Here is a 25292-nt window from a genome sequence, read left to right as displayed (position 1 = left end):
GTTTGCGGCCCGGTACGGCTTATCGGGACGTGGTCGGGCAGAACTCGGCGTCGAGCACGTTGGTGAGGACGCCCAGTCCGCTCCAGTCGCCGTTGACCTGGCTGGTGAGCAGGTGCTTGCCGTCACGCGACCCCATGGCGTACACCCATGAACCATAGGTCGCGCCTCCGTTGCCCCAGACCGTGACGCCGCACGACAGCTCCTGGGTGAAGACGCCGAGGCCGTAGCGGGTGGCGGGGATCCACGGGTGGGCCTTGCCGTTCACGCTGGTGTCGACGGGGTCGTCGAACATCTGGTGCTGCTGGGCGGGCGGCAGCAGGCGTCCACCCAGCAGCGCGCCGAAGAAGCGCTGGAGGTCACCGGTGGTCGAGACGATACCGCCGGCCGCCCAGGAGAAGGACTGGTTCATCTCGGTCGCGTCGTGGATCTTGGGGTTGGGGTCCTGGGAGAACAGGGTGGAGTAGTGCCGGGGGTGGGCGCCGCGGATCTTCGCCTCACTTCCCGGCAGGTAGGTTCCGGTCAAGCCGAGCGGGCCGATGATGCGCTGGTGCAGCTGCTGGCCGTAGGTCTTTCCCGTCGCCTTTTCGATGATCAAGGCGGCCAGGTAGTAGTTGGTGTTGGAGTAGCCGAAGCCCTTGCCCGGATCGAAGTAGGGCCCGGCGGCGTTGGCCAGGCCGATCTTCACCAACTGCTGCGGGGTGTAGGAGTCGTAGCGGTGCTCGTACCAGGCCTCACCTACGCCCTTGGCGAAGAACTCCTCGTCGTTGCCGTAGTTGAAGATCCCGCTGCTGTGGTTGAGCAACATGCGGATGGTGATCTTGTGGCCGTCGTAGCCGTTGCCCTGAACGAGGCCGGGCAGCCACTTCTCCACGGTGTCGTCGAGCTTCAGCTTCCGCTCCGCGACCAGTTGCATGACCACGGTGGCGGTGAAGGCCTTGGTGGTGCTGCCGATGCGGAACCGCTCGTGCTGCTGCCGCTTGCGGCCGGTCGTGGTGTCGGACACGCCCGCCGAGCCGAACCATCTGCCGCGGCGGTCACGGACCTCGGCGACCATGCCGGGAGCGCCGCTGCCGGCCACGGCGTTGTCGAGAGCGCGTTGCACTTCGGCGTGGCCGGAGGCGGGCTGTGTGGCTGCCGCGGGGGCCGCGGGGGCCGCGGACGCCGCGGACGCCGCGGGGGCCGCCACGGTGGCCCCCACCATCGTCACTGCGGCGAGGAGCAGTCCCGCCTTGGCGGAGAAGGACGTGGTCATGTCAATTCCTCTCAGGTGAGGGACGTCAGCGTGAAACCGACTGTCTCACTCGCGGTAGCGCTCCTTCAGTACGAAGTAAAAGCTAGTTTGCATTTATGAAACTGTCAACGTGACTGCCAACCGTTTCTTGGTTTATCTAGGTCAATCTCGTCATGTTTTGCAATGACCTTGTGATCGAATGCAAGATGCGGCCATCGCTTCTTGCAATGAAATGTTCGCGAACGCAATACTGTCCGTCTGACCGGCAGACACGCCGAGCGGACCGGGGACGGCAGGAGGCGAACACCGATGCCGGGAGCAGACTGATCCACCAGGACCGCCGGCACATCGCCGGCGGACTGGCCGAAGGGCTCACCTACACCGAGATCACCAGGCGCCTGGACCGGCCGATCTCGACCATCAGGCGGGAGGTGCTCCGCAACGGCGGAGCCGACGGCCACCAGGCCGACCGGGCGCACCAGGCGACCGAGGGCCGCGCGCGGCGGCGCGACCGATACGTCATCGACGCGGACGTCTGGTTCCGAGGCCGGCCGGCCAGCGCCCGCAGAACACCATGCCGGCCGACATCGCCCGCCAGGGAGCCGAATCCCTCGGCGCAACCACACCCGCCGACACCCGACTGCAGGACATCAGCCGGTTCTTCGAACACGCCGGTCGCCACATGGTCCAGGCGGCCGAGCAATGGCGACAGGTCTCTTCCGCGAGGCGGACGACACAGACGCCCTTGACAGAGGCGCCCTCGACACGGACACCCTGAACAGAGGCACCCTCGACACGGACGCCCTGAACAGAGGCGCCCCCAAAGGATTGACGCACCACGCGCGCGTCGCCGCTGACAGCGGTCTCACCGACGGACCGGGACGGCGACGGACCGGGACGGCGACGGGCCGCTCAGTCCGAGCCGCGCACCGCCGCGACCAGGGACGTCAGATCGGGGTCGGCGCCCGCCTTCTCCAGCGCGGCGGCCAGGGACCGCTCGTAGGTGGGCGTCGCCTCGGCCAGGCGCGCCAGCCCCTCATCGGTGATCACCGAGTAGACGCCGCGGCGGTCGTTCGGGCACAGGCTGCGACGGGTCAGCCCCGCCTCCTCCAGGCGGGCGACCAGGCGGGTCACCGAGCTCTGGTTCAGCCCCACGGCCTCGGCCAGCTCCTGCATCCGCAGCTCCCTGGCGGAGGTCGCGGCGAGTCGTCCCAGCGCGCGATACTCCGACAGCCCGAGCCCGTGTCCCCGCTGCAGCGCCTTGGCCAGCTCGGCTTCCACCCGGCTGTGCAGCACCACGAACCTGTTCCAGGACATCGCCGAGCCTCCGCCTTCGATCAGAGTTGACGAGAGTCTACATGCACATGCAACATTTGCCGGCACCTGTAGAACATCCGTGCGCGAGGGCGATGGCGGTGAGCATCCGGACACCGTCGGCCGGTACGCCCCCTACGACCCACGGCCCCTCCCGGACCGTCAAGGACCGCCGGGGGCGGGAGAAGGTCGTCAGCCGGAGCGCTCGACGACGTAGTCGCACAGGGCGAGGTAGGCGGCGCGGGCGGGGATGTCCGGCAGTGCGGAGAGGTCCTCGCGAGCCCGGTCGACCCAGGCGGCCAGCTCCGCGCGGGCTCGGGCCATGGCCGGGTTCGCGCGCAGCAGACGCAGGGTCTCCTCGACGTCCTCCTCGGCCACCGGGCCGGCCAGCAACTCGCGCAGGCGGGCGTCCTGCGGCTCGTCCGAGGCCAGGACGTACAGCACGGGCAGGGTCCGGATGCCCTCGCGCAGGTCGGTGCCGGGTGTCTTGCCGGACTCGACCGACTCGGAGGCGACGTCGAGCAGGTCGTCGCCGAGCTGCCAGCCCACCCCGATCGCCTCGCAGGCCCGGGTCAGGCGCTCGACGATCTCGGGCGAGGCGCCGCTCAGCAGGGCGCCGAACCGGCCGGAGGTGGCGATGAGGGAGCCGGTCTTGTCGGCCAGGACGTCGATGTAGTGGGCCACCGGATCCTCGCCGGAACGGGGACCGATGGTCTCGCGGATCTGACCGCGGACCAGGCGGGAGAACGTCTGGGCCTGGATCCGGATGACGTCGGGGCCGAGGTCGGCGAGGATCTCCGAAGCCTGGGCGAACAGGTAGTCGCCGGTCAGGATGGCCACGGTGTTGTCCCAGCGGGCGTTGGCCGACGGGGAGCCCCTGCGTACCGGAGCCTCGTCCATGACGTCGTCGTGGTAGAGCGTCGCCAGATGGGTCAGTTCGATGACCACGGCCCCGGACACCACCTCGGGCGCCTCCGGCGAGCCGAACTGGGCGGCGAGCAGCACGAGCATCGCCCGAAACCGCTTGCCCCCCGCCTCGATGAGGTGCTTGGACGCCTCCGTGACGAAGGCGTCCTCGCTCTCCACCGAGGTTCGCAGCAGCTTCTCGACCTCGGCCAGCCCTGCCGCGAGGTCCTGCGCCAACCGCTCGTCGACGAACGGCAGATCAACAACCGGTGGCGCAGCCATGAAGCCTTACTCCTCTAACGAATGAACAGCGCGGACGCAGCCTGGTCCGCGAGGTCGAGCACCGGCTGCGGGAAAATCCCCAGCACTACGGTAGCCGCTGCCGCCAGGGCCACCACAGCCGAGGTGCCCACGGTGGGCGCGGCGATGGTCGGGCCGTCGGCGGCCGGCTCGCTGAAGAACATCAGCACGATCACGCGGACGTAGAAGAACGCGGCGATCGCCGAGCTCACCACACCCACGATGACCAGCGGCAGTGCGCCGCCGGAGATCGCCGCCGCGAACACGGCGTACTTCCCGAAGAAACCACTGGTGAGCGGGATGCCCGCGAAGGCCAGCAGGAAGAAGGCGAAGATGCCCGCCAGCACCGGGGAGCGCTTGCCGAGGCCGGCCCACCGGGACAGGTGCCCGGCCTCGCCGCCCGCGTCGCGGACCATGGTGACCACCGCGAAGGCGCCGACCGTGGTGAAGCCGTAGGCGGCCAGGTAGAACAGGATGGCCGACAGGGCCTGCGTGTTCTGCGCGAAGGTACCGATCGCGATCACGCCGGTGAGCAGGAAGCCCGCGTGCGCGACCGAGGAGTAGGCGAGCATGCGCTTGATGTCGGTCTGGGTGATGGCCAGGACCGCACCGACGATCATGGTCAGGATCGCCACGCCCCACATGACCGGCTGCCAGTTCCACTCCAGGCCGCCAAGGGCGACCCAGAAGACCCGCAGCACGGCGCCGAAGGCCGCCACCAGCACGGTGGAGGCCATCAGGGCGGTGACCGCGGTGGGCGCGCCCTGGTAGACGTCGGGCTTCCATGCCTGGAACGGCGCAGCGCCGATCTTGAACAGCAGGCCGACGCCGAGCATCGCGGTGCCGATGAACAGCAGCGTGTCCTGGCCGGCGACCGTGCTGAGCGAGCCGGCGATGGCCTTGAGGTCGATCGAGCCGGCGTAGCCGTAGACCAGGGCCATGCCGTACAGGAAGAAGGCCGAGGAGAACGCGCCGAGCAGGAAGTACTTGACCGAGGCCTCCTGCGAGAGCAGGCGGCGACGGCGGGCCAGGCCGCACAGCAGGTACAGCGGCAGGGACATGACCTCGAGGGCCACGAACATGACCAGCAGGTCGTTGGAGGCGGGGAAGAGCAGCATGCCGCCGACCGCGAAGAGCAGCAGCGGGTAGACCTCGGTCTGGGCGAACCCGCTGCGGACCGCCTCCTCCTCGTCGGCGCTTCCCGGTACGGCCGCCGCCTGCGCGACGAACTGCTCGTCGTCGTTGATCAGCAGCACGCTGACGAAGGCCAGGATGAGGATGATGCCCCAGATGAACAGGGACGGCCCGTCCACCGCGACCGCGCCCATCGCCGCGGCCTTCTCCGGCAGGCCGTTGGCGGCCGTCAGGATGGTGGTGACGAACCCGCCGACCAGGGCCAGCAGCGTGAGCGGCACGTGAATCGACTTGCGCAGGTATCGGGGCGCGAACGCCTCGACCAGCACGCCGATGATCGCCGCGCCGAACACGATCAGCATCGGGGACAGCAGCGCGTATTCGATCGTCGGAGCTTGGATGGTGCCGTTCACTGCCCGGCCCCCTTCTTGTCAGCGACGGCTGGGGTGAACTTGTCCACGTGGACGTTGGACAGTGTCTGGTCCACCGCGGGGTTGATCACGTCGAGCACCGGCTTCGGGAAGAAGCCGAGGGCGATGATCACCGCGATCAGCGGGGCCACCACCCAGCGCTCCCGGGCGTTCAGGTCGGTGAAGCCCTTGACCGACTCGGCCGTCGGGCCGTTCATCGTCCGCTGGTACATCCACAGGATGTAGATGGCCGCCAGGACGACACCGCTGGTGGCGATGATCGCCGGGACCATGTAGCGCTCGTAGGTGCCCAGCAGGACCATGAACTCGCTGACGAACGAGGACAGGCCCGGCAGGGACAGGCCGGACAGGCCGGCGATCAGGAAGGTTCCGGCGAGCACCGGGGCGACCTTCTGCACGCCGCCGTAGTCGGCGATCTGGCTGGAACCCCGGCGGTAGATCAGGAATCCGGCGATCAGGAACAGCGCGCCGGTCGAGAAGCCGTGGTTGACCATGTAGAGGGTGGCGCCGGCGCCTCCGTGCGCGGTCATCGCGAAGACGCCCAGCGCGATGAAACCGAAGTGCGAGATCGAGGTGTAGGCGATCAGGCGCTTGATGTCGGTCTGGCCGATCGCCACGATCGCGCCGTAGACGATGCCCACGACCGACAGCACGATCACCAGCGGCGTGAAGAACTTCGCCGCGTCCGGGAACAGCTCCAGGCAGAAGCGGAGCATGCCGTAGGTGCCGACCTTGTCGAGCACGCCGACCAGCAGCACCGCGGCGCCGGCCGGGGCCTGGGCGGCCGCGTCGGGCAGCCAGGTGTGGAACGGCCACAGCGGCGCCTTGACCGCGAACGCGACGAAGAAGCCGAGGAACAGCCACTTCTGCGTGTTCGGGTCCTTGATGACCCCGACCAGCTCGGGGAACATGAACGTGCCCTTGGCGGCGATCACGTAGAGCGCGATCACCGCGACCAGCATGAGCAGTCCGCCGAACAGCGAGTAGAGCAGGAACTTCACGGCCGCGTAGGACCGCTGGGCGCCGCCGTACGACCCGATCATGAAGTACATCGGGATCAGCATGGCTTCGAAGAAGACATAGAAGAGGAAGACGTCGGTCGCCGCGAAGACGCCGATCATCATCGCTTCCAGCACCAGCAGCAGCGCGAAGTAGGTCTTCACCGACCGCTTGGGCGGGGCCGCGGCCCCGGTTCCGTCGGCGTCGTGCCAGGAGGCCAGGATCACGATCGGCACGAGCACCGCCGACAGCGCGATCAGCACCAGGGCGATGCCGTCCACGCCGACGCCGTAGTGCACGCCGAAGCGGGGAATCCAGTCATAGACCTCGGCGAACTGGAAGCGCGTCCCCGAGGAGGGGTTGAACTGGGCCGCCACGACACCGGTCAGCGCCAGCACGACCAGCGAGACCCCGAGGGCCAGTTGCTTGGCGAGCTTGTCGCTCTTGGTGAGGGAGACCCCGACCGCGCCCAGCACGGGCACGGCCATCAGGATCGAGAGCCAGGGCATCACATGTTCCCTACGTAGAGCAGCGCGCCAACGACCACGGCGGCACCGAAGAGAATGGACAACGCATAGGACCGTACGTAGCCGGTCTGGACGCGGCGCAGCCGCCCGGAGGTGCCGCCGATCATCGCGGCCAGGCCGTTGACCAGGCCGTCGATGCCACGGTTGTCGACGAAGACCGCGATCCGGGCCAGCCACTGACCGGGGCGCATGAACAGCGTCTCGTTCAGGGCGTCGCCGTACAGGTCACGACGGGCGAACGTGGTGAGGAACGAGCCGCGCGGGGCGACCACGGGCACCTCGGCCGCGCCGTAGCGGAACCAGGCGAAGGCGGCGCCGACCGCCACCAGCGCGAGCGTGGCCAGACCCGGGGCGCTGAAGGCGTGGAACTGCGGCAGCTCCTCGGGACGGCCGACGGCCGGGGCGAGGAAGAGCATGAGCCGGTTGCCCAGGATCAGGAAGGCACCCAGGACGATCGAGCCGATCGACAGGATGATCAGCGGGACCGTCATCACCGCGGGCGACTCGTGCGGGTGGGCGTCGTCGGCCCAGCGCTTCTTGCCGAAGAAGGTCATGAAGACCATCCGCGACATGTAGAAGCCGGTGATGCCGGCGCCCAGGACCGCGAGCCAGCCCAGGATCTCGTTGTGCTCCATGGCCGTCTCGATGATGCCGTCCTTGGTGAAGTAACCGGACAGCAGCGGGAAGCCGATGATCGCCAGGTAGCCGATGAGGAAGGTGATCGCGGTGACCTTCATCACCGAGAACAGCCCGCCGTAGCGGCGCATGTCGACCTCTTCGTTCATGGCGTGCATGACCGAGCCGGCGCCGAGGAACATGTTGGCCTTGAAGAAGCCGTGCGTGATCAGGTGCGCGATGGCGAAGGCGTAGCCCACCGGACCGAGGCCCGCGCCGAGCATCATGTAGCCGATCTGCGACATAGTCGAGCCGGCCAGGCCCTTCTTGATGTCGTCCTTGGCGCAACCGATGATCGCACCGGCCAGCAGCGTGGCCACGCCGACGATCGTCACGACCAGCTGCGCGGTGGGGGCGGCCTCGAAGAACGCGCCGGAGCGGACGACCAGGTAGACGCCGGCGGTGACCATGGTCGCGGCGTGGATGAGGGCCGAGACCGGGGTCGGGCCCTCCATGGCGTCCAGCAGCCACGACTGCAGCGGGAGCTGGGCCGACTTGCCGCAGGCGCCCAGGAGCAGCAGCAGGCCGATCGCGGTCATCGTGCCGTCGGAGGCCTCACCCGCGAGCGGGAAGACCTTGCCGAAGGTGACCGAGCCGAACGTGGACCAGATCGTGAAGATCGCGATCAGCAGGCCGAAGTCGCCGACGCGGTTGACGATGAAGGCCTTCTTGGCGGCGGTCGCCGCCGAGGGCTTGAACTGCCAGAACCCGATCAGCAGGTAGGACGCCAGACCGACGCCCTCCCAGCCGATGAACAGGCCGACGTAGTTGTCGGACAGCACCAGCAGGAGCATCGCCGCGACGAACAGGTTCAGGTAGGCGAAGAACCGGCGCCGGTCGGTGTCGTGCGACATGTAGCCGATCGAGTAGATGTGGATCAGCGAACCCACACCGGTGATCAGCAGGGCGAAGCTGATCGACAACGGGTCGATCAGCAGCCCCATGTCGGCGATGCCGGGGATGAACTGGTACAGCTCGATCGCCCGGCGGCGCTCCGACTCGGGCAGGCCCAGCAGCTCGACGAAGGAGACGACGGCCACCACGAAGGCGGCCAGCGACATGGCGACACCGAGGAGGTGGCCCCAGCGGTCGGTACGGCGTCCGCCGAGCAGCAGGATCGCGGCACCGAGCAGCGGCAGCGCGATCATCAGCCAGGAGACCCCGATCACTCCACCGGAGTGCTGGACGATCTCAACAGGAGATTGCACCGGCCACCTCTTAGTACTTCAGCAGGTTGGCGTCGTCCACCGACGCCGACCTGCGGGTTCGGAAGATCATCACGATGATGGCAAGGCCGATCACGACCTCGGCCGCGGCCACCACCATCACGAAGAACGCGATGAGCTGGCCGTCCAGGTTGCCGTGCTGCCGGGCGAAGGTGACGAACGCGAGGTTGCAGGCGTTGAGCATGAGCTCCACGCACATGAACACCACGATCGCGTTGCGCCGCGTCAGCACGCCGATGCCACCGATCGCGAACAGCAGCGCCGAGAGCACCAGGTAGTGAGTGGTCACTTGGCGTCCTCCTGATGAGCCGCTTCGCCGGCGACGTCGTCTTCCTTCGCGACGACGTCCTGCGCGATGACCTGCTTGATGAGCGCGGCCTTCGCCGGGTCGGTCGGCCTGACGCCGTCGTCCTCGTCGTGCCGGGCGAGCACTCGGTTGATCGACTTGGGCGAGACCGAACCGTCGGGCAGCAGGGCCGGCATGTCGATGGCGTTGTGCAGCGCGTAGGTGCCCGGACCGGGCAGCGGCGACGGCTGCGGGCCGGTGAACCGGGCGCGGGACAGGTCGCGCTGGGTGGCCTTGGGCCGGATCCGCTCGCGGTGGGCCAGGACCATCGCGCCGAGCGCGGCGGTGATCAGCAGCGCCGAGGTGACCTCGAAGGCGAAGACGTGCCTGGTGAAGATGAGCCGGGCCAGGGCGGGGACGTTGCCGCCCGCCTCCTGGATGGCGCCGCCGATGCCCTTGGCGGGGGCGAGCACCGTGTTGCCGATCCCCAGGGCGAGCAGGGCGGCGAAGCCCAGGCCCGCGACGGCCGCCCAGAAGCGCTGCCCCTTGATCGTCTCGACCAGCGAGTCGGCGGAGTCCACGCCGACGAGCATCAGCACGAACAGGAACAGCATCATGACCGCGCCGGTGTAGACGATGATCTGCACCGCGGCGAGGAAGGGGGCCTCTTGGACGGCGTAGAGCACCGCGAGGGACAGCATGACGACGCCCAGCATGAGGGCCGAGTAGACCGCCTTGCGGCTGAAGACGAGTCCGAGGGCGGCCGACACCGAGACGACCGCCAGCACCCAGAACGTGATGGTCTCACCCATTGTTACGTCCCAGCCGGTAGTAGTCCTCTTCGGTCTCGCCGAGGCGCATGGCGTGGGGCGGGGCCTCCATACCGGGGCCGAGCGGCGCGAGCAGCATCTCCTTGGTGTAGATGAGGCTCTCGCGGCTGGAGTCGGCGAGTTCGTACTCGTTGGTCATGGTCAGCGCGCGAGTCGGGCAGGCCTCGATGCACAGGCCGCACAGGATGCACCGCAGATAGTTGATCTGGTAGGTGCGCCCGTAGCGCTCGCCCGGCGAGAACCGCTCCTCGTCGGTGTTGTCCGCACCCTCGACGAAGATCGCGTCGGCCGGGCAGGCCCAGGCGCAGAGCTCACAGCCGACGCACTTCTCCAGGCCGTCGGGCCAGCGGTTGAGCTGGTGCCGGCCGTGGAAGCGCGGAGCCGTGGGCCGCTTCTCCTCGGGGTAGTTGACCGTCTCGACCTTCTTGAACATCGTGTGGAAGGTCACGCCGAACCCCTTGATGGGGTTCAGCCAATCAGTTGCTCCCACTGGGAACCTCCTTGCGCTCTACCCCGTGGTAGTGCGGCAGGTCGAGCGGCGGCACGGGGAAGCCACCCGCGGTCGGCTCGGCTTCGAGCTGGTCGAACTCGGCCTGGACCTGAGCGGCCTTCTCCTCCTTGCGCCTCTGCAGCACGCTGTCGAATCGCCACCACACGGCGACGCATCCGATGAGCACGATCGCGGCCAGGATCAGCACGAGCGACCGGTTCACACCGTCCATCTGCAGGGCCCTGACGGTGGCCACCAGCAGGATCCAACCGAGGTTGATCGGGATGAGGATCTTCCAGCCGAGTGCCATGAGCTGGTCGTAGCGGACTCGCGGCAGCGAGGCGCGGCACCAGATGAAGAAGGAGAAGACCAGCACCATCTTGAGGAAGAACCACAGCAGCGGCCACCAGCCGGCGTTCGCCCCGTCCCACAGGGAGATCGGGAACGGAGCCCGCCAGCCGCCCATGAAAAGGGTGATCGACACGGCCGAGACGACGAAGACGTTGACGTACTCGGCCAGCATGATGACCGCGAACTTCAGCGAGTTGGAGTATTCGGTCTGGAAGCCGCCGACCAGCTCGCCCTCGCCCTCGGGCAGGTCGAAGGGCACCCGGTTGGTCTCGCCCAGCATCGTGATCGCGTAGATCAGGAAGGACGGGATCAGCAGGATCATGTACCACGAGGGCATCGGGATGTTGAGGCCGCCGAGGGAGAGGGTGCCGCCGGAGGCCTGCGCGCTGACGATCTCCGAGGTGGACAGCGTCCCCGCGAACAGGAACACGCCCACGAACGACAGGCCCATCGCGATCTCGTAGGAGACCACCTGCGCGCTGGCCCGCAACCCGCCCAGGATCGTGTACGGCGAGCGCGACCCCCAGCCGGCGAGCACGATGCCGTACACGCTGATCGAGGCCATCGCCAGCACCAGCAGCACCGCGACCGGCAGGTCGGTCAGCTGCAGCGGCGTCTTGACGCCGAACATCGACACCATCGGCCCCATCGGGATGACCGAGAAGGCCAGGAAGGCGGGGACCGCGAGGACGACCGGGGCGATGAAGTAGATCACCTTGTCCACGGTCCGCGGCATCAGGTCTTCCTTCAGACCCATCTTCAGGCCGTCGGCCACCGACTGCAGCAGGCCGAACTTCCCGGCCCGGTTGGGGCCGTAGCGGTTCTGCATGCGGGAGATCAGCTTGCGCTCGAACCACACGCCGAAGAGCACGCCCAGCATCAGGACGATGAAGATGACGACGGCCTTGATGATGCTGATCCAGAGCGGGTCCTTGCCGAAGTCGGCGAGGGTCGGATCGGCCGCGGCTAGAAGAGTCCTCATGAGGCACTTCCGATCTTGACGATGTCACCGGCCGTGGCGCGCAGGTCACGGGTCACCGAGCGGCCGGCCGAGTTCGACGGCAGCCACACCACCCTGTCGGGCAGGTCGGCGATCCGCACCGGCAGGCTCAGCGAGCCCTGCTCGGTGGTGACGATGATCTTGTCGCCGTCGGCGACGCCGGACTCGGCCGCGGTGGCCGCCGACACCAGCGCCTCGCCCGTCCGGGCGGTGCCCGCGAGGTACGGCTCGCCGTCCTGCAGGCGGCCGTCGTCGAGCAGCAGGTGCCAGGTGGCCAGGACGGCCTCCCCCGCCTTCGGGGCGGTGGCCGTCCGGGCGGCGACGCTCGGGGCAGAGGCCCGCGAGCCGCGCCAGGCGCCGATGGCGCCGAGCTCACGGCGGGCGGCGGCGGGGTCCGGCAGGCCGAGGTGGACGTCCATGTGGTCGGCGATCGCGGAGACGGCCCGCAGGTCGCTCATGATCCCGGGGACCGGGAGCGCCTCCTCGAAGGTACGGCCGCGCCCCTCCCAGTTGACGAACGTGCCGGCCTTCTCCGACACCGTGGCGACCGGCAGCACCACGTCGGCGCGGTCGGTGACCGCGCTGGCGCGCTGCTCCAGGCTCACGATGAACGGGGTGTTCTCCAGAGCCGCCAGGGCGGCCTCGGGGTCGGCCAGGTCGTAGGGGTCGACACCGGCGACCACGAGGGCGTCGAGCTCCTCGTTCAGCGCCGCCGCCAGGATGGCGGAGGTGTCGCGGCCCGGGACCTCCGGGAGCGAGGCGACGTTCCATGCCCTGGCCACCTCGGCGCGGGCGGTCTCGTCGTCGGCCGGGCGGCCGATCGGCAGCAGGTTCGGCAGCGCGCCGGCCTCGACGGCACCGCGCTCACCGGCGCGGCGCGGAACCCAGGCCAGGCGGGCGCCGCTGGAGTCGGCCAGCCGTACCAGGGCCGACAGCGCGCCCGGCGAGGTGGCGAGCCGCTCGCCGGCGAGGATGATCGCACCCGGCTGCTTGACCGCGTCGGAGATCGGCGAGACGCCGGAGATCAGGTCCTCGACGGCCGCGGCCTCGGCGCCGGGCAGCGCGCTCACCAGCGTGCCGCCCATCTTGGCCAGCGCCTCACCGGCGAACGGCGCGATCGAGAAGACCTTCAGGCCCTTCTTCCGCCACGCCTTGCGCAGGCGCAGGAAGACGATCGGCGACTCGTCCTCGGGCTCGAAGCCCACCAGGAGCACGGCCGGAGCCTTCTCCAGGTCGCTGTAACGGATCTCGATGCCCTTGCCGGCGACGGCGTGCGCGAGGAACCGCGCCTCCTCCGCCGAGTGGGGCCGGGACCGGAAGTCGACGTCGTTGGTGCCGAGCGCGATCCGGGCGAACTTGGCGTAGCCGTAGGCCTCTTCGACGGTGACGCGTCCGCCGACCAGCACACCGGCCCTGCCGCGGGCCGCGGCCAGGCCCTTGGCCGCGGCGGCGAGCGCCTCGGGCCAGGAGGCCGGCACCAGGTGGCCCTCCTCGTCACGGACGAGGGGGGTCTTCAGCCGGTCGGGCTGGGTCGCGTAGGTGAAGGCCCAGCGGCCCTTGTCGCAGTTCCACTCCTCGTTGACCTCCGGGTCGTCCCCGGCGAGCCGGCGGGTGACCTTGCCCCGGCGGTGGTCGGTGCGCAGCGAGCAGCCGCTGGCGCAGTGCTCGCACGCGCTGGGCGTGGAGACCAGGTCGAACGGGCGGGCCTGGAACCGGTAGGCGGCGCCGGTCAGCGCGCCCACCGGGCAGATCTGGACGGTGTTGCCCGAGAAGTAGGACTCGAACGGCCGGCCGTCGGCCGCACCGACCTGCTCCTTGGCCCCGCGCTCGAAGAAGTCGATGAGCGGGTCACCGGCGATCTCATCGGAGAAGCGGATGCAGCGGGCGCACTGGACGCAGCGCTCGCGGTCGAGCAGCACCTCGGTGGAGAGCGCGACCGGCTTGTCGAAGGTGCGCTTCTTCTCCTGGAAGCGGCTCTCGCCCTGGCCGTTGGACATGGCCTGGTTCTGCAGCGGGCACTCGCCGCCCTTGTCGCAGACCGGGCAGTCCAGCGGGTGGTTGAGCAGCAGCAGCTCCATGACGCCGCGCTGGGCCTTCTCCGCGACCGGGGAGGTGAGCTGGGTCTGGATGACCATGCCCGGCGCGACCTCGATGGCGCAGGAGGGCTGCGGCTTCGGGAAGCCACGGCCGTTGCCGGCGTCAGGGATGTCCACCAGACACTGGCGGCAGTTGGCCGCCGGCTCCAGGAGCGGGTGGTCGCAGAACCGCGGGATCTGGATCCCGAGCAGCTCGGCGGCCCGGATGATCATCGTGCCCTTCGGGACGCTCACCTGGAAACCGTCGATCGTGACGGTCACCAGGTCTACCGGCGCCTGGGCCGGGGTCGTCGCTTCGACGGTCATGGCGCCTCCTCCGTCGGCCCCATGACCGAAACGGTGCTGTGCTTGCTGGTTGCCTCGCTCCGCTCGCTCACTTGGTCCCCCACACCGTGGACGGAGCGTGATCGAACGGGCAGCCGCCGATCTCGAAGTGCTTGAGGTACTCGTCGCGGAAGTACTTCACCGACGAGTGGATGGGGCTGGTGGCACCGTCGCCCAGGGCGCAGAAGGAGCGGCCCAGGATGTTGTCGGCGATGTCGGTGATCGTGGTCAGGTCCTCCTCGGTACCCTGACCCTTCTCCAGCCGCTTGAGCACCTGCTTGAGCCAGTAGGTGCCCTCCCGGCAGGGAGTGCACTTGCCGCAGGACTCGTGCGCGTAGAACTCGGTCCACCGCAGCACGGCGCGGACCACGCAGGTGGTCTCGTCGAAGATCTGCAGGGCCCGGGTGCCGAGCATGGAGCCCTTGGCGCCGACCGACTCGAAGTCGAGCGGGACGTCGAGGTGCTCGTCGGTGAAGATCGGCGTGCTCGACCCGCCGGGGGTCCAGAACTTGATCTGGTGGCCCGCGCGGATGCCGCCCGCCATGTCGAGCAGCTCGCGCAGCGTGATGCCGAGCGGGGCCTCGTACTGGCCGGGGCGGGTGACGTGGCCGCTCAGCGAGAAGATGCCGAAGCCCTTGGACTTCTCGGTGCCCATCCCCGCGAACCATTCGGCGCCGTTGGAGATGATCGAGGGAACACTCGCCACCGACTCCACGTTGTTCACGACAGTCGGCGAGGCGTACAGGCCCGCCACCGCCGGGAAGGGGGGCTTGAGCCGAGGTTGGCCGCGATAGCCCTCCAGGGAGTCCAGCAGCGCCGTCTCCTCCCCGCAGATGTAGGCGCCCGCTCCGCTGTGGACCACGAGCTCCAGGTCGAAGCCGGAGCCGAAGAGGTCCTTGCCGAGCAGGCCCTTGTCGTAGGCCTCGGCCACGGCCGCCTGCAGGCGGCGGATGACGTGCAGCACCTCGCCGCGCACGTAGATGAAGGCGTGGTTGGCGCGGATGGCGTAGGAGGTGATGATGACGCCCTCGACCAGCGAGTGCGGGTTGGCCATCATCAGCGGGATGTCCTTGCAGGTGCCCGGCTCGGACTCGTCGGCGTTGACCACCAAATAGTGCGGCTTGCCGTCGCCCTGGGGGATGAAGCCCCATTTCATGCCGGTGGGGAAGCCCGCGCCGCCACGGCCGCGCAGGCCGGAGTCCTTGACGGCCTGGATGACGGCGTCGGGGTCCATGCTCAGCGCCTTCTTGGCCGCCGAGTAGTCGCCGTAGCCCTCCAGGGTGAAGGAGTTGGGCTGGTCCCAGTTCGCGGTGAGGACCGGGGTGAGAGTCGTCATGGTGCCTCGGGGGCCTTCCATCCGTTGGCCTTGGCGATCTTGAGGCCCTCCAGGGAGGGGCCGCTCGCCGAGGGACCGTCACCGGCCAGGCCGTCGGGCAGCCCGGACAGCACCCGCGAGGCCTCCTTGAAGGAGCACAGCTTCTTGGGGCCGCGGGTCGGCGAGATCTCCTTGCCGTCCCTCAGGTCGTCGACGAGCTGCTTGGCCGAGGCGGGGGTCTGGTTGTCGAAGAACTCCCAGTTGACCATCATCACCGGGGCGAAGTCGCAGGCGGCGTTGCACTCCAGCCGCTCGAGCGAGACCTTCCCGTCCGGGGTCGTCTCGTCGTGACCGACGCCGACGTGCTCGGACAGCTCGTCCCAGATCTGGTCGCCGCCCATGACCGCGCACAGCGTGTTGATGCACACCCCGACGTGGTAGTCGCCCATCGGCTTGCGCTTGTACATCGTGTAGAAGGTGGACACGCCCACGACCTCGGCCTTGCTCAGGCCGAGCATCTCGGCGCAGAACTCCTGGCCGTCGTCGGAGACGTAGCCGTCCTCCGACTGCACCAGGTGCAGCAGGGGCAGCAGGGCCGACCGGGGCTTGGGATAGCGGCCGATGATCTCCTTGGCGTCCCGTTCCAGACGCTCGCGGACTTCCGGTGTGTACCCGATGCCCATGGTCGCGCTCCCCTCCTCATTCGCTACGCGGGCGGCCTCGTTCCTCGGCCGACCACTCCGCTCACTCGTCGGCTCGCCGCTCAACGGTCCACACCTCCCATGACGGGGTCGATCGAAGCCACTGCCGAGATGACGTCGGCGACCATGCCGCCCTCACACGTCGCGGGCATGGCCTGCAGGTTCGTGAACGACGGGTCGCGGAAGTGCACGCGGTAGGGCCGGGTGCCGCCGTCGCTGACCACGTGGGCGCCGAGTTCGCCGCGGGGCGACTCGACCGAGGCGTAGGCCTGCCCGGCCGGGACCCGGAAGCCCTCGGTCACCAGCTTGAAGTGGTGGATCAGCGCTTCCATCGAACCGCTCATGATGTGCGCGATGTGGTCGGGCGAGTTGCCCAGACCGTCGGGGCCGAGCGCGAGCTGCGCGGGCCAGCCGATCTTCTTGTCGTCCACCATGACGCGGTCGCCCTTGAGCGGGCCGGACAGGCGGTCCAGAGCCTGCTCAATGATCTTGAGCGACTCCTCCATCTCGGCCACGCGCACCAGGTAGCGGCCGTAGACGTCGGCGGTCTTCTCGGTCGGGACGTCGAACTCGTAGGTCTCGTAGCCGCAGTAGGGCTGCGACTTACGCAGGTCCCAGGGCAGGCCCGCGGCCCGCAGCATCGGGCCGGTGACGCCCAGCGCCATGCAGCCGGTGAGGTCGAGGTAGGCGACGTCCTTGGTGCGGGCCAGGTAGACCGGGTTCGCGTCGAGCATCTTGCGCATGTCCTTGATGCGCCCCGGCATGACCTTGAGCAGCTCGCCGACCTTGTCCACGGCGCCGGCCGGGAGATCGACGGAGACGCCGCCGGGCCGGATGTAGGCCATGTTCATCCGCAGGCCGGTGATGTACTCCATCACGTCGAGCACCATCTCGCGCTCGCGGGACCCGAAGAGGAACGGCGTGGTCGCGCCCAGCTCCATCCCGAAGGTGCCGATGGCCACCATGTGAGAGGAGATGCGGGTGAGCTCCATCATCATCACGCGGATGGCCTGGGCCCGCTCGGGGATGCGGTCGGTGATGCCCAGCAGCTTCTCGACGCCCAGGCAGTAGGCCGTCTCGTTGAAGATCGGCGCCAGGTAGTCCATCCGGGTGACGAAGGTGGTCCCCTGGGTCCACGTCCGGAACTCGATGTTCTTCTCGATGCCGGTGTGCAGGTAGCCGATGACCGTGCGGGCCTCGGTGACCGTCTCGCCGTCCAGGTTCAGGACCAGGCGGAGCACGCCGTGCGTGGACGGGTGCTGCGGGCCCATGTTGATGACGAGCTGCTCGTCCTGCTGGCCGGTGAGGGTCTCGACCAGTTCCGTCCAGTCGTTGCCGGAGACGGTGTAGACCTTGCCCTCGGTCGCCTCCTCGTAGGAAGCACTCACTTGTAAGACCTCCTCTGGTCCGGCGCGGGGACCTGGGCACCGCGGTACTCGACCGGAATGCCGCCCAGCGGGTAGTCCTTGCGCTGGGGGTGACCGTCCCAGTCGTCGGGCATCATGATGCGGGTCAGCGCCGGGTGACCGTCGAAGACGATCCCGAAGAAGTCCCACGTCTCCCGCTCGTGCCAGTCGTGGGTCGGGTAGACCGAGACCGTGGAGGGGATGTGCGGGTCGGCGTCGGGGCAGGACACCTCAAGGCGCAGGCGCCGGTTGTGCGTGATCGAGCACAGGTGGATCACCGCGCGCAGCTCCTCCCCTTCGAGGTGGGGGTAGTGCACGCCGGAGACGCCGAGCGACAGCTCGAAGCGCAGGGCCGGGTCGTCGCGCAGGATCCTGGCGACCTCCAGCAGGCGCTCGCGCTTGACGTGGAAGGTCAGCTCGCCGCGGTCGACGACCACGCGCTCGATCGCGTCGCCGAGGTCGCCGCCCAGCGCGCGCTCCAGTTCGTCGGCGACGGTGTCGAAATAGCCGCCGTAGGGGCGGGGAGTCGACAGCTGAGCCTGGCGCCGTACGACCAGGCGACCGTAACCGGAGGTGTCACCGGTGCCCTTGGCGCCGAACATGCCCAGGTGGGCGATCGGCTCCTCGGGGACGTCGGGGAGATTGTCCGTGCTCATCGGTCCCTCACCGCTCCTCGTTCGCTGCGCGGGCCACTCGTACCTCGCGGACCGCTGCGCTCACTGCGTCGGATTCGCTCCAGCTCATCGGTCCCTCACCGCTCCTCGTTCGCTGCGTCGGATTCGCTCCAGCTCATTTGGCGGTTCCCTGGTCGATCAGCGGGAGCGTCCGCAGCGCCTGCAGTTCGAGCTCGTCGATCTGCTTGGCGCGGTGCGCGCCGAACTTCATGTTCTGGATCTTGTCGTGCAGCTTCACGATCGCGTCGATGAGCATCTCGGGCCGCGGCGGGCAGCCGGGCAGGTAGATGTCGACGGGGACGACGTGGTCCACGCCCTGCACGATGGCGTAGTTGTTGAACATGCCGCCGCTGGAGGCGCAGACGCCCATGGCGATGACCCACTTGGGCTCGGCCATCTGGTCGTAGATCTGGCGCAGCACCGGGGCCATCTTCTGGGACAGCCGGCCCGCCACGATCATCAGATCGGCCTGGCGCGGAGACGCCGAGGCGCGCTCCATGCCGAAGCGCGCCAGGTCGTGCTTGGGACCACCGGTGGACATCAGCTCGATGGCGCAGCAGGCCAGACCGAAGGTCGCCGGCCACACGGAGTTCTTGCGCGCCCAGCCGGCGACCTGCTCGACCGTGCTGAGCATGAACCCGCTCGGAAGTTTCTCTTCAAGACCCATATCTAGTCCCAGTCCAGACCCTTGCGGCGCCACACGTACGCGTAGGCCACGAGCACGGTGACGATGAACAACACCATCTCGACCAACCCGAACATGCCGAGCTGGTCGAACGCGACCGCCCACGGGTAGAGGAAGATGATCTCGATGTCGAACACGATGAAGAGCATCGCGGTGATCATGTACTTCAGCGGGAAGCGACCGCCACCGACCGGCTGGGGCGTCGGCTCGATACCGCATTCATAGGCGTCGAGCTTCGCGCGGTTCCAACGCCTGGGACCGGTGAAGGGTGCGATCGTCACTGAGAAGACCGCAAATCCCGCCGCGAGAACGGCGAGCACCAGGATGGGTGCATACAGCTCCATCGCTACGCCTCCTCTCCCATCTCCACGCGCGCCGGCGCGCAGCTCATCATGTTGTTTTGTTTTGCAAGTTTATGCAGGGGGGTCATCGCTCTGGTTCCACGTGCGAAGGCGTCCGATGCGGTCATGCCGGTGGCGCGACCTTCGACAGAGCGTTGATGATGCGATCTGACGCATCGCCTCGCCGGTCCGTGAGATTAGCAAGGAGTTTGAGCGCGAAGCGCATCAGGTGGGGGTGCGGCAGCGCGTGACGGGTGAAGAAGTCCATCACCCCGCGGTGGCCGATGAGCTCCACGAAGCCCCGGCCCAGGGTGAAGTAGCCGCCGTAGGCGTCCTTCAGCGTCTGCGGATAGGCGCGCAGCACGCGCTCGCGCTGGGCGGAGGTCGCCCTGGCCAGCGCCTGGACGATGGTCTCGGCCGCGATCTGACCGGTCTCCATGGCGTAGGCGATGCCCTCGCCGTTGAACGGGTTGATCATGCCGCCCGCGTCGCCGACCAGCACCAGCCCTCGCGTGTAGTGCGGCTGGCGGTTGAAGGCCATCGGCAGCGCCGCCCCCCTGATGGGGGTGGTCATGTTCTCCTCGACGTAGCCCCACTCCGGGGGCATGCCCTTGACCCAGCGCTTGAGCAGGTCGCGGTAGTCCATGCCCTTGAAGGACTCGGAGGTGTTGAGCAGTCCCAGGCCCACGTTGGACGTGCCGTCGCCGACGCCGAAGATCCAGCCGTAGCCGGGCAGCAGCGTGTCGCCGTCCCACAGCTCCAGCCAGGTCTCCAGATAGTCGTCGTCGTGGCGCGGGCTCTCGAAGTAGGTCCGCACGGCGACGCCCATCGGGCGGTCCTCGCGCTTGTGCAGCCCCATCGCCAGGGAGATCCGGGTGGAGTTGCCGTCGGCGGCGACCACCAGGCGGGAGCGGTAGGAGACCTCCTCGCCGTCCTTCTTGGCGACCACGCCCACGATGTGGCCGCTGCGGTCGTCGAGGATCGGCGCGGTGACGTTGACCCCCTGCAGCAGGCGGACCCCGCCGCGCACCGCGTTGCCCGCCAGGATCTCGTCGAAGTCCTGCCGGGTGCGGACCAGGCCGAAGTCGGGGTAGCTGGACAGTTCGGGCCAGTCGAGCTCGAAGCGCATCCCGCCACCGACCACGCGCAGGCCCTTGTTCCTGACCCAGCCGGGAGCGTCGATGTCGATCCCCATGGCGATGAGCTGCTTGACCGCTCGGGGCGTCAGCCCGTCGCCGCAGACCTTCTCACGGGGGAATGTGGTCTTCTCCAGCAACAGGACGTCGAGCCCGGCCTGTGCGAGATGGAAAGCGGTTGTCGAACCGGCGGGCCCGGCGCCGACGACGATGACGTCGGCGTCAGCCTCAGCGACATTCCGCTGTACGGCGGCTGGCACGGTCACGGGACCTGTCCTGTCCTACAAGCTTCAACGGCCTCGGGGTGAGGGGCCCTTCGTTCCTTTGTGAAGGTCTTCACAAACTTGTCGGCCCGAAGTCTAACCCCTTTGAGGGGCGAAGTGTCAGTCGGGTACGGCTATCGCCTGCGAATCTTCTATGCGGGCTTATATGCACGATGAAGCGCCACGATGCCGAGGGTGAGGTTGCGCCAGGCGACCCGTTCCCAGCCCGCCCCCTGAATGACCTTCGCCAGGGCGGCCTGGTCGGGCCACTCCCTGATCGACTCCGCCAGATACTCGTAGGAGTCGTCGTTGGAACCGACCAACTTGGCGGCCTGCGGCATCAGCCTCATGAGGTACTGGGAGTAGATCAGGTCGAACGACTTGTTCGTCGGGTGGGAGAACTCGAGGATCACCAGGCGCGCTCCCGGCTTGGCGACCCGGAGCATCTCGCGCAGCGCCTGATCGGTGTCGTGGACGTTGCGCAGCGCGGTCGAGATCGTCACCGCGTCGAAGACCTCGTCGGCGAAGGGCAGCCGCAGCGCGTCACCGGCGACGAAGGTGACGCCCCGCACACCGCCGCCCGACAGGCCGGAGCCACCGCGCCGCCGCACGCCCGTGCGCAGCATGCCCAGCGAGAAGTCCGAGGCGATCGCCCTGGCGCCCAGCGTGGTGAAGGCGTCGGTGGAGGTGCCGGTGCCGGCCCCGAGGTCGAGGACGAGCTCCCCGGGACCCGCGTCGACGGCCGCCGCGGCCGCCTTGCGCCACAGCCGGACCTGCCCGAGAGAGATAACGTCGTTGACCAGGTCGTATCGCCGGGCCGTGCGATCGAACATCGCGGCGACCTCATGCGGTTGCTTGTCCAGCGAAGCGCGCGTCATGAGGACAAGCCTAGGGCTGCTCGGACAATCCACGGAAAGTAGCCGCTTGATTACCAAGAGTCTGCTAGAAATTGCCGAATGTTTGCCAGAACCACTTCCGTACTGGCCGCGGCCTTGATGCTGGTCCCTACCGGAGTCGCCGCCGCCGGCACCACGAAGCACAGCAGGGTCGTCTCGGCCGACCCGGTGAACACCACCCCGCACGTGCTCGACGGGATCGTCAACGCCATCACCCTGGTGGGCGGCACGGTGGTGGTCGGCGGCTCGTTCAGCCGGGTGCGCGACGCCGGGAGCGAGACGGTCCTCAGCCGCGCCAACATCTTCGCCTACGACCTGGCCACCGGGCGGGTCGTGCCCGGCTTCGAACCACGCCTCGACCGCCCGGTCAACGCGCTGGCCGCGGGCACCGGCGACACCGTCTACGCCGGCGGCGAGTTCGCGGCCGCCGGCGACGCGCGGACCCGGGGCCTGGCCCTGCTGCGCCTGTCGGACGGCTCGCCGGTGACCGGCTTCGACGCCCCGGTCCACGGAGGCGTGGTCACCAGCCTGGCCCGGCGTGGCTCGCAGCTCTACGTGGGCGGCGACTTCATCGGGGTGGGCCGCGCCTTTCGTACGGCCCTCGCCCGGCTGGACGCCGCCACCGGCGCGGTGGACCCGGGCTTCGCGATCCAGCCGGGCATGTCCCGGGGTGGCCGGGTCAAGGTGCAGGCGCTGTCGCTGGGCCGGGACCGGCTGGCGGTCGACGGCGACTTCACCACCCTCGACGGGTTGCCGCGTCCCCAACTCGGTCTGATCGACGTCGGCGCCCTGCCCGCGAAGGTCGCCGACTGGCGGACCGACGCCTACGCCGCCGACTGCCTGGAGGTCTTCCCGAGCTATGTCAGGGGCCTGGACTTCGCGCCCGACGGCAGCTATTTCGCGGTCGTCACGACCGGCGGGCCTTCGGAGGCCGGGAGCACCGTGACCGGGAAGATGTGCGACACCGCCGCGCGCTTCGAGACCTACGCCCGGGGCGAGGTGAGCCCGACGTGGGTGAACCACACCGGCGGCGACTCCCTCTACTCGGTGGCGGTCACCGGGGCGGCCGTCTACGTGGGCGGCCACCAGCGCTGGCTGGACAACCCCTTCGGCCGCGACTCGGCGGGGCCGGGCGCGGTGGAACGGCCGGGCATCGGGGCGATCCACCCGCGGACCGGGAAGGCGCTGAAGTGGAATCCGACGAGGGCTCGCGGAATCGGCGTCAAGGCATTCCTGGCCCACCGCGGCGGGCTACTGGTTGGTAGCGACACAACGCGGCTCGGCCACGAGTACCATGCCCGAGTCGGCATGTTCCCCTTGCCGTGATCACTCCCGATTCTTGGCGATTCGCGCACTCACCGCGTCGCGCTGCTTGGACAGCAGGACGTAACTGGCCACACCACTGACCAGGAATGCGGCGACCAGAAGGATCAATGGCTGACGCAGGCCGAGGAGATAGAGCACACCGGTGGTCACAAGCAGCAGACCTATCCGGGACGCGGTGTAAACGAAGACAGGATGCACAGCGTCGAGGTTACGTCACTGTGTCCGCCTGAGCACGACCATGAAGACGGAGCGGACGCTCTTCGCATCAGGCACGAGCGCTGCTAGTCTGCCCAACAGATGTGTTTCGTAAAGAAACAACCACGAGAGTCTCAAAGAGGCTCTATCATATAACAATCGGGCAGTCAGTCGATAACAACCCGTGATCTTTGATGAAAAGCACGGATAAATCAGGCTTCGCTCGGCACACTGGTTACCTGTCCGCCCGCTGGCAGGAAGCGGGATGCGAGGGGGAGAGATTGTGGAGAGTAGCAGCGAGCGTCTGCTGACGCCCGGAGAGGTTGCCGCCCTCTTCCGGGTCGACCCAAAGACGGTTACACGCTGGGCCGCGGCAGGCCGTATCAGCAGCATCCGTACCCCCGGAGGGCACCGGCGGTTCCGTGAATCGGAAGTGCACGCCCTTCTGCGTGGAGAGGACGTACTGACGGCCGAACGGCCGGCAGGCGAGTCCCCGCGCGTCTGACGACTTATGACGTCACACCATCGGTGATCCTGCGCGCCTTACCCGGAAGCCGCAGGGTCACCGTGGAGTCGTACGACTCCGCGCACCGCCCCGCAAGAATCGGGCAGCCTCCCCGTGACCGGCCGCCACTCCCTGGCGCTAGCTGTCCTGCTCGGCCTTGAAGGCCAGGAACTCCCGCTCCAGCTCGTCGTTGTCCTCAAGCCAGCGCAGCCGCCGCCGTGCCGACTCCTCCTCGGTGAGCGCCTCGGGCAGCCAGCGGTCGTAGTCCGGATCCCCCGGCGAGAGCTCCACGTACGCGTCACCGATCAGACGCCCGTCATCGCTGGACAGGCTCTGCGGCACTCGCAAAGTCCCGTCAGCGAGCCGGATGACGTACATCCCAGATCACCTAGATTCCGTAACGCCGGTTGAAGAACAACATGACATTGAGCGCCATCCGCGTGTCGCCGCCCAGCATGTCCACCAGGGCGGGGCGCTGCCGGGAGGCGATGGCGGCGAAGGCGTCGGCGAAGAACTCCCTGCGACCCAGCTCCCCCGCCTGGCGGTGGAAGCCCGAGGTCAGCACGGGGACGCACCGCTCGTAGAGGGCGGCGAACTCCGGCGAGTCCGAGACCCAGTCCCCGTGGGGCGCGTCCACGTCGTCCAGAGCATGGCCGACCTCGTGCATCATCACGTCGGGAGTGGGCGAGGGCCGGTCCCCCACCACGATCTTCCGGTCGCCGTAGGCTCCGGCGCAGATGTCCCAGGTGGCCCGGCCCGAGGGCAGCGGAGCACCGCGCAGGTAGCCCATGTCGTCCAGGTCGGGGACCCCGCCCTCGCCGACGTATATGCCCTGCAGGCCGTCGGCCAGCTTGTCCTTCAGCCGGTCCGGCAGCCTGGCGAGGCTCTCCACCGCCCGCACGACCTCGGGGGACGGCGGCCCCTGCCAGGAATCCCACTGACGGTGCAGGATGCGCTCAAGGCTGCCACAGTGCCGCAGGCCGTCACCCAGGTCGGGCAGGTCCGGAGCATTGGGGCGGGCTCTGGGGCGCTCGTCCTCCAGCTCGAAGTCCCGCCAGGTGTACTGCGGGCGGTCCACCACCGGGGCCGTCACGGTCCCCGCCCGCCGCTCGATCGGGGGAGGGATCTCACGCGGTGTCTCCCTGACGGCACTGTCAGTACGCTGCGATGGGCCCCGCTGCCACCAGCGTCGTCGATGACGGCCTTTGTCCGCCGAATTCGCCATCACACCCCCAGGGGAAGTGGCAACAGGTCCCACCGTACGACGCAGATCTTCGCCAGTCACCCGGAACGGAAGCGTTGCCACACCTCGGCGCCGGATGGCTTACAGTTCGGGCATGCCCCTGCTTGTCGGTCTGGCACTGCTCGCCTTCTGGCTCTACTGCTTGTTCGACGCCATCACCACGCCGGACGAGGAAGCCAGAAACCTGCCCAAACTCCTGTGGGTGATCATCATCGTGCTGCTGCCGCCCGTCGGCGGCCTGTTCTGGTTACTGCTCGGCCGCCCCGTCGGCCCCCACGCGCCCCGCACGCTCCTGCCCAAGGACAGGCCGGTGCGCCCCCAGGCGCCGAAAGGCCCCGACGACGATCCCGACTTCCTCAAGGACCTCGACCGCCGGCTGCGCGACGAGGACTAGCCGAGCGCGGCACGGGAGACGGCGGAGCAGGAAGGAGCGGGAAGGAGCGGGACGGGAAGGAGCGGGACGGGAAGGAGCGCGCCGGGGTTCGC

26 protein-coding genes are annotated in these 25292 nt (G+C 68.5%); 4 read left to right on the top strand and 22 right to left on the bottom strand.

Going from position 1 to position 25292, the window contains the following annotated elements; genetic code table 11:
* Window positions 1–19: 19 nt before the first annotated feature.
* Complete coding sequence (locus ACQPYK_RS03420) at window positions 20–1252, bottom strand: serine hydrolase domain-containing protein (protein ID WP_433250003.1); 1233 nt, start codon at window positions 1250–1252, stop codon at window positions 20–22.
* Between the two features lie 152 nt (window positions 1253–1404).
* Between ACQPYK_RS03420 and ACQPYK_RS03415 the strand changes: the two genes are divergently transcribed.
* Window positions 1405–1980, top strand: coding sequence for a helix-turn-helix domain-containing protein (locus tag ACQPYK_RS03415; RefSeq protein ID WP_433250000.1), 576 nt, complete (start codon window positions 1405–1407; stop codon window positions 1978–1980).
* Between the two features lie 163 nt (window positions 1981–2143).
* Here ACQPYK_RS03415 and ACQPYK_RS03410 read toward each other — a convergent pair whose 3' ends face one another.
* The 18 genes from ACQPYK_RS03410 to ACQPYK_RS03325 form a co-directional block, all read right to left on the bottom strand.
* Complete coding sequence (locus ACQPYK_RS03410; protein WP_433249997.1) at window positions 2144–2548, bottom strand: MarR family winged helix-turn-helix transcriptional regulator; 405 nt, start codon at window positions 2546–2548, stop codon at window positions 2144–2146.
* Window positions 2549–2737: 189 nt separating this feature from the next.
* Window positions 2738–3733, bottom strand: coding sequence for a polyprenyl synthetase family protein (locus ACQPYK_RS03405; RefSeq protein ID WP_433249994.1), 996 nt, complete (start codon window positions 3731–3733; stop codon window positions 2738–2740).
* Window positions 3734–3747: 14 nt separating this feature from the next.
* Complete coding sequence (gene nuoN / locus ACQPYK_RS03400; protein ID WP_433249991.1) at window positions 3748–5298, bottom strand: NADH-quinone oxidoreductase subunit NuoN; 1551 nt, start codon at window positions 5296–5298, stop codon at window positions 3748–3750.
* Complete coding sequence (locus ACQPYK_RS03395) at window positions 5295–6824, bottom strand: NADH-quinone oxidoreductase subunit M (protein WP_433249988.1); 1530 nt, start codon at window positions 6822–6824, stop codon at window positions 5295–5297. Before ACQPYK_RS03395 ends, nuoN begins: the two co-directional genes overlap by 4 nt.
* Window positions 6824–8665 carry an NADH-quinone oxidoreductase subunit L gene (gene nuoL / locus ACQPYK_RS03390; protein WP_433258691.1) on the bottom strand — a complete coding sequence of 614 codons (1842 nt, stop codon included), beginning with the start codon at window positions 8663–8665 and terminating at the stop codon, window positions 6824–6826. Before nuoL ends, ACQPYK_RS03395 begins: the two co-directional genes overlap by 1 nt.
* A 70-nt stretch (window positions 8666–8735) precedes the next feature.
* Window positions 8736–9032, bottom strand: coding sequence for an NADH-quinone oxidoreductase subunit NuoK (nuoK, locus tag ACQPYK_RS03385; RefSeq protein ID WP_306860411.1), 297 nt, complete (start codon window positions 9030–9032; stop codon window positions 8736–8738).
* Window positions 9029–9841: an NADH-quinone oxidoreductase subunit J gene (locus ACQPYK_RS03380; protein WP_433249984.1), complete on the bottom strand. Its 813-nt coding sequence runs from the start codon at window positions 9839–9841 to the stop codon at window positions 9029–9031. Before ACQPYK_RS03380 ends, nuoK begins: the two co-directional genes overlap by 4 nt.
* Window positions 9834–10349, bottom strand: a complete 516-nt coding sequence (gene nuoI, locus ACQPYK_RS03375) for an NADH-quinone oxidoreductase subunit NuoI (RefSeq protein ID WP_433249981.1) — start codon at window positions 10347–10349, stop codon at window positions 9834–9836. The genes ACQPYK_RS03380 and nuoI overlap by 8 nt, the downstream gene beginning before the upstream one ends.
* On the bottom strand, window positions 10336–11682 hold the full coding sequence (gene nuoH, locus ACQPYK_RS03370; RefSeq protein WP_433249978.1) for an NADH-quinone oxidoreductase subunit NuoH: 1347 nt from the start codon (window positions 11680–11682) through the stop codon (window positions 10336–10338). Before nuoH ends, nuoI begins: the two co-directional genes overlap by 14 nt.
* Window positions 11679–14102 carry an NADH-quinone oxidoreductase subunit G gene (locus tag ACQPYK_RS03365; protein ID WP_433249975.1) on the bottom strand — a complete coding sequence of 808 codons (2424 nt, stop codon included), beginning with the start codon at window positions 14100–14102 and terminating at the stop codon, window positions 11679–11681. The genes nuoH and ACQPYK_RS03365 overlap by 4 nt, the downstream gene beginning before the upstream one ends.
* 67 nt (window positions 14103–14169) lie before the next feature.
* Complete coding sequence (gene nuoF, locus ACQPYK_RS03360) at window positions 14170–15456, bottom strand: NADH-quinone oxidoreductase subunit NuoF (RefSeq protein WP_433249972.1); 1287 nt, start codon at window positions 15454–15456, stop codon at window positions 14170–14172.
* On the bottom strand, window positions 15453–16112 hold the full coding sequence (gene nuoE, locus ACQPYK_RS03355; protein WP_433258689.1) for an NADH-quinone oxidoreductase subunit NuoE: 660 nt from the start codon (window positions 16110–16112) through the stop codon (window positions 15453–15455). The genes nuoF and nuoE overlap by 4 nt, the downstream gene beginning before the upstream one ends.
* Before the next feature lie 86 nt (window positions 16113–16198).
* Window positions 16199–17524, bottom strand: coding sequence for an NADH-quinone oxidoreductase subunit D (locus tag ACQPYK_RS03350; protein WP_433249969.1), 1326 nt, complete (start codon window positions 17522–17524; stop codon window positions 16199–16201).
* Window positions 17521–18198 (bottom strand): NADH-quinone oxidoreductase subunit C, encoded by a 678-nt coding sequence (locus ACQPYK_RS03345; protein ID WP_433249966.1) that lies wholly within the window; start codon window positions 18196–18198, stop codon window positions 17521–17523. Before ACQPYK_RS03345 ends, ACQPYK_RS03350 begins: the two co-directional genes overlap by 4 nt.
* Before the next feature lie 133 nt (window positions 18199–18331).
* Window positions 18332–18883, bottom strand: a complete 552-nt coding sequence (locus ACQPYK_RS03340; RefSeq protein WP_184755084.1) for a NuoB/complex I 20 kDa subunit family protein — start codon at window positions 18881–18883, stop codon at window positions 18332–18334.
* Window positions 18884–18885: 2 nt separating this feature from the next.
* Complete coding sequence (locus ACQPYK_RS03335) at window positions 18886–19245, bottom strand: NADH-quinone oxidoreductase subunit A (RefSeq protein WP_012887354.1); 360 nt, start codon at window positions 19243–19245, stop codon at window positions 18886–18888.
* Window positions 19246–19366: 121 nt separating this feature from the next.
* Window positions 19367–20644 carry a geranylgeranyl reductase family protein gene (locus ACQPYK_RS03330; RefSeq protein WP_433249961.1) on the bottom strand — a complete coding sequence of 426 codons (1278 nt, stop codon included), beginning with the start codon at window positions 20642–20644 and terminating at the stop codon, window positions 19367–19369.
* A 149-nt stretch (window positions 20645–20793) separates the two neighbouring features.
* Complete coding sequence (locus ACQPYK_RS03325) at window positions 20794–21519, bottom strand: demethylmenaquinone methyltransferase (protein WP_433249958.1); 726 nt, start codon at window positions 21517–21519, stop codon at window positions 20794–20796.
* Window positions 21520–21597: 78 nt separating this feature from the next.
* Here ACQPYK_RS03325 and ACQPYK_RS03320 point away from each other — a divergent pair, with 78 nt between their 5' ends.
* Complete coding sequence (locus ACQPYK_RS03320; protein WP_433249955.1) at window positions 21598–22863, top strand: hypothetical protein; 1266 nt, start codon at window positions 21598–21600, stop codon at window positions 22861–22863.
* Here the strand turns inward: ACQPYK_RS03320 and ACQPYK_RS03315 are convergent, their stop codons facing one another.
* Window positions 22864–23061, bottom strand: a complete 198-nt coding sequence (locus tag ACQPYK_RS03315; protein WP_433249952.1) for a DUF4229 domain-containing protein — start codon at window positions 23059–23061, stop codon at window positions 22864–22866. It lies immediately after the preceding gene.
* Between the two features lie 262 nt (window positions 23062–23323).
* On the opposite strand from ACQPYK_RS03315, the gene ACQPYK_RS03310 reads away from it, so the two are divergent.
* Window positions 23324–23563 (top strand): BldC family transcriptional regulator, encoded by a 240-nt coding sequence (locus ACQPYK_RS03310; RefSeq protein ID WP_012887349.1) that lies wholly within the window; start codon window positions 23324–23326, stop codon window positions 23561–23563.
* A 138-nt stretch (window positions 23564–23701) separates the two neighbouring features.
* Here ACQPYK_RS03310 and ACQPYK_RS03305 read toward each other — a convergent pair whose 3' ends face one another.
* Complete coding sequence (locus ACQPYK_RS03305; RefSeq protein WP_433249947.1) at window positions 23702–23941, bottom strand: hypothetical protein; 240 nt, start codon at window positions 23939–23941, stop codon at window positions 23702–23704.
* A gap of 10 nt (window positions 23942–23951) precedes the next feature.
* Complete coding sequence (locus ACQPYK_RS03300) at window positions 23952–24656, bottom strand: hypothetical protein (protein ID WP_433249945.1); 705 nt, start codon at window positions 24654–24656, stop codon at window positions 23952–23954.
* Between the two features lie 244 nt (window positions 24657–24900).
* On the opposite strand from ACQPYK_RS03300, the gene ACQPYK_RS03295 reads away from it, so the two are divergent.
* Entirely contained in the window at window positions 24901–25200 is a 300-nt protein-coding gene (locus ACQPYK_RS03295; protein WP_433249942.1) for a PLD nuclease N-terminal domain-containing protein, read from the top strand.
* The last annotated feature ends 92 nt before the right edge of the window (window positions 25201–25292 follow it).

The sequence above is a fragment of the Streptosporangium sp. CA-135522 genome (assembly GCF_050949235.1).
Lineage (GTDB): Bacteria > Actinomycetota > Actinomycetes > Streptosporangiales > Streptosporangiaceae > Streptosporangium.
This window is presented reverse-complemented; position numbering and strand designations above follow the sequence as displayed.

What these genes read in the sequence shown, in the direction of transcription:
- ACQPYK_RS03410 (WP_433249997.1), bottom strand. Translation starts at nt 2,548, where the DNA reads ATGTCCTGGAACAGGTTCGTGGTGCTGCACAGCCGGGTGGAAGCCGAG.
- ACQPYK_RS03305 (WP_433249947.1), bottom strand. Translation starts at nt 23,941, where the DNA reads ATGTACGTCATCCGGCTCGCTGACGGGACTTTGCGAGTGCCGCAGAGC.
- ACQPYK_RS03340 (WP_184755084.1), bottom strand. Translation starts at nt 18,883, where the DNA reads ATGGGTCTTGAAGAGAAACTTCCGAGCGGGTTCATGCTCAGCACGGTC.
- ACQPYK_RS03395 (WP_433249988.1), bottom strand. Translation starts at nt 6,824, where the DNA reads ATGCCCTGGCTCTCGATCCTGATGGCCGTGCCCGTGCTGGGCGCGGTC.
- nuoF (WP_433249972.1), bottom strand. Translation starts at nt 15,456, where the DNA reads ATGACGACTCTCACCCCGGTCCTCACCGCGAACTGGGACCAGCCCAAC.
- ACQPYK_RS03295 (WP_433249942.1), top strand. Translation starts at nt 24,901, where the DNA reads ATGCCCCTGCTTGTCGGTCTGGCACTGCTCGCCTTCTGGCTCTACTGC.
- ACQPYK_RS03420 (WP_433250003.1), bottom strand. Translation starts at nt 1,252, where the DNA reads ATGACCACGTCCTTCTCCGCCAAGGCGGGACTGCTCCTCGCCGCAGTG.
- ACQPYK_RS03415 (WP_433250000.1), top strand. Translation starts at nt 1,405, where the DNA reads ATGTTTTGCAATGACCTTGTGATCGAATGCAAGATGCGGCCATCGCTT.
- nuoH (WP_433249978.1), bottom strand. Translation starts at nt 11,682, where the DNA reads ATGAGGACTCTTCTAGCCGCGGCCGATCCGACCCTCGCCGACTTCGGC.
- ACQPYK_RS03310 (WP_012887349.1), top strand. Translation starts at nt 23,324, where the DNA reads ATGCGAGGGGGAGAGATTGTGGAGAGTAGCAGCGAGCGTCTGCTGACG.
- ACQPYK_RS03365 (WP_433249975.1), bottom strand. Translation starts at nt 14,102, where the DNA reads ATGACCGTCGAAGCGACGACCCCGGCCCAGGCGCCGGTAGACCTGGTG.
- ACQPYK_RS03380 (WP_433249984.1), bottom strand. Translation starts at nt 9,841, where the DNA reads ATGGGTGAGACCATCACGTTCTGGGTGCTGGCGGTCGTCTCGGTGTCG.
- ACQPYK_RS03345 (WP_433249966.1), bottom strand. Translation starts at nt 18,198, where the DNA reads ATGAGCACGGACAATCTCCCCGACGTCCCCGAGGAGCCGATCGCCCAC.
- ACQPYK_RS03405 (WP_433249994.1), bottom strand. Translation starts at nt 3,733, where the DNA reads ATGGCTGCGCCACCGGTTGTTGATCTGCCGTTCGTCGACGAGCGGTTG.
- ACQPYK_RS03325 (WP_433249958.1), bottom strand. Translation starts at nt 21,519, where the DNA reads ATGACGCGCGCTTCGCTGGACAAGCAACCGCATGAGGTCGCCGCGATG.
- ACQPYK_RS03320 (WP_433249955.1), top strand. Translation starts at nt 21,598, where the DNA reads ATGTTTGCCAGAACCACTTCCGTACTGGCCGCGGCCTTGATGCTGGTC.
- ACQPYK_RS03335 (WP_012887354.1), bottom strand. Translation starts at nt 19,245, where the DNA reads ATGGAGCTGTATGCACCCATCCTGGTGCTCGCCGTTCTCGCGGCGGGA.
- nuoL (WP_433258691.1), bottom strand. Translation starts at nt 8,665, where the DNA reads ATGATCGCGCTGCCGCTGCTCGGTGCCGCGATCCTGCTGCTCGGCGGA.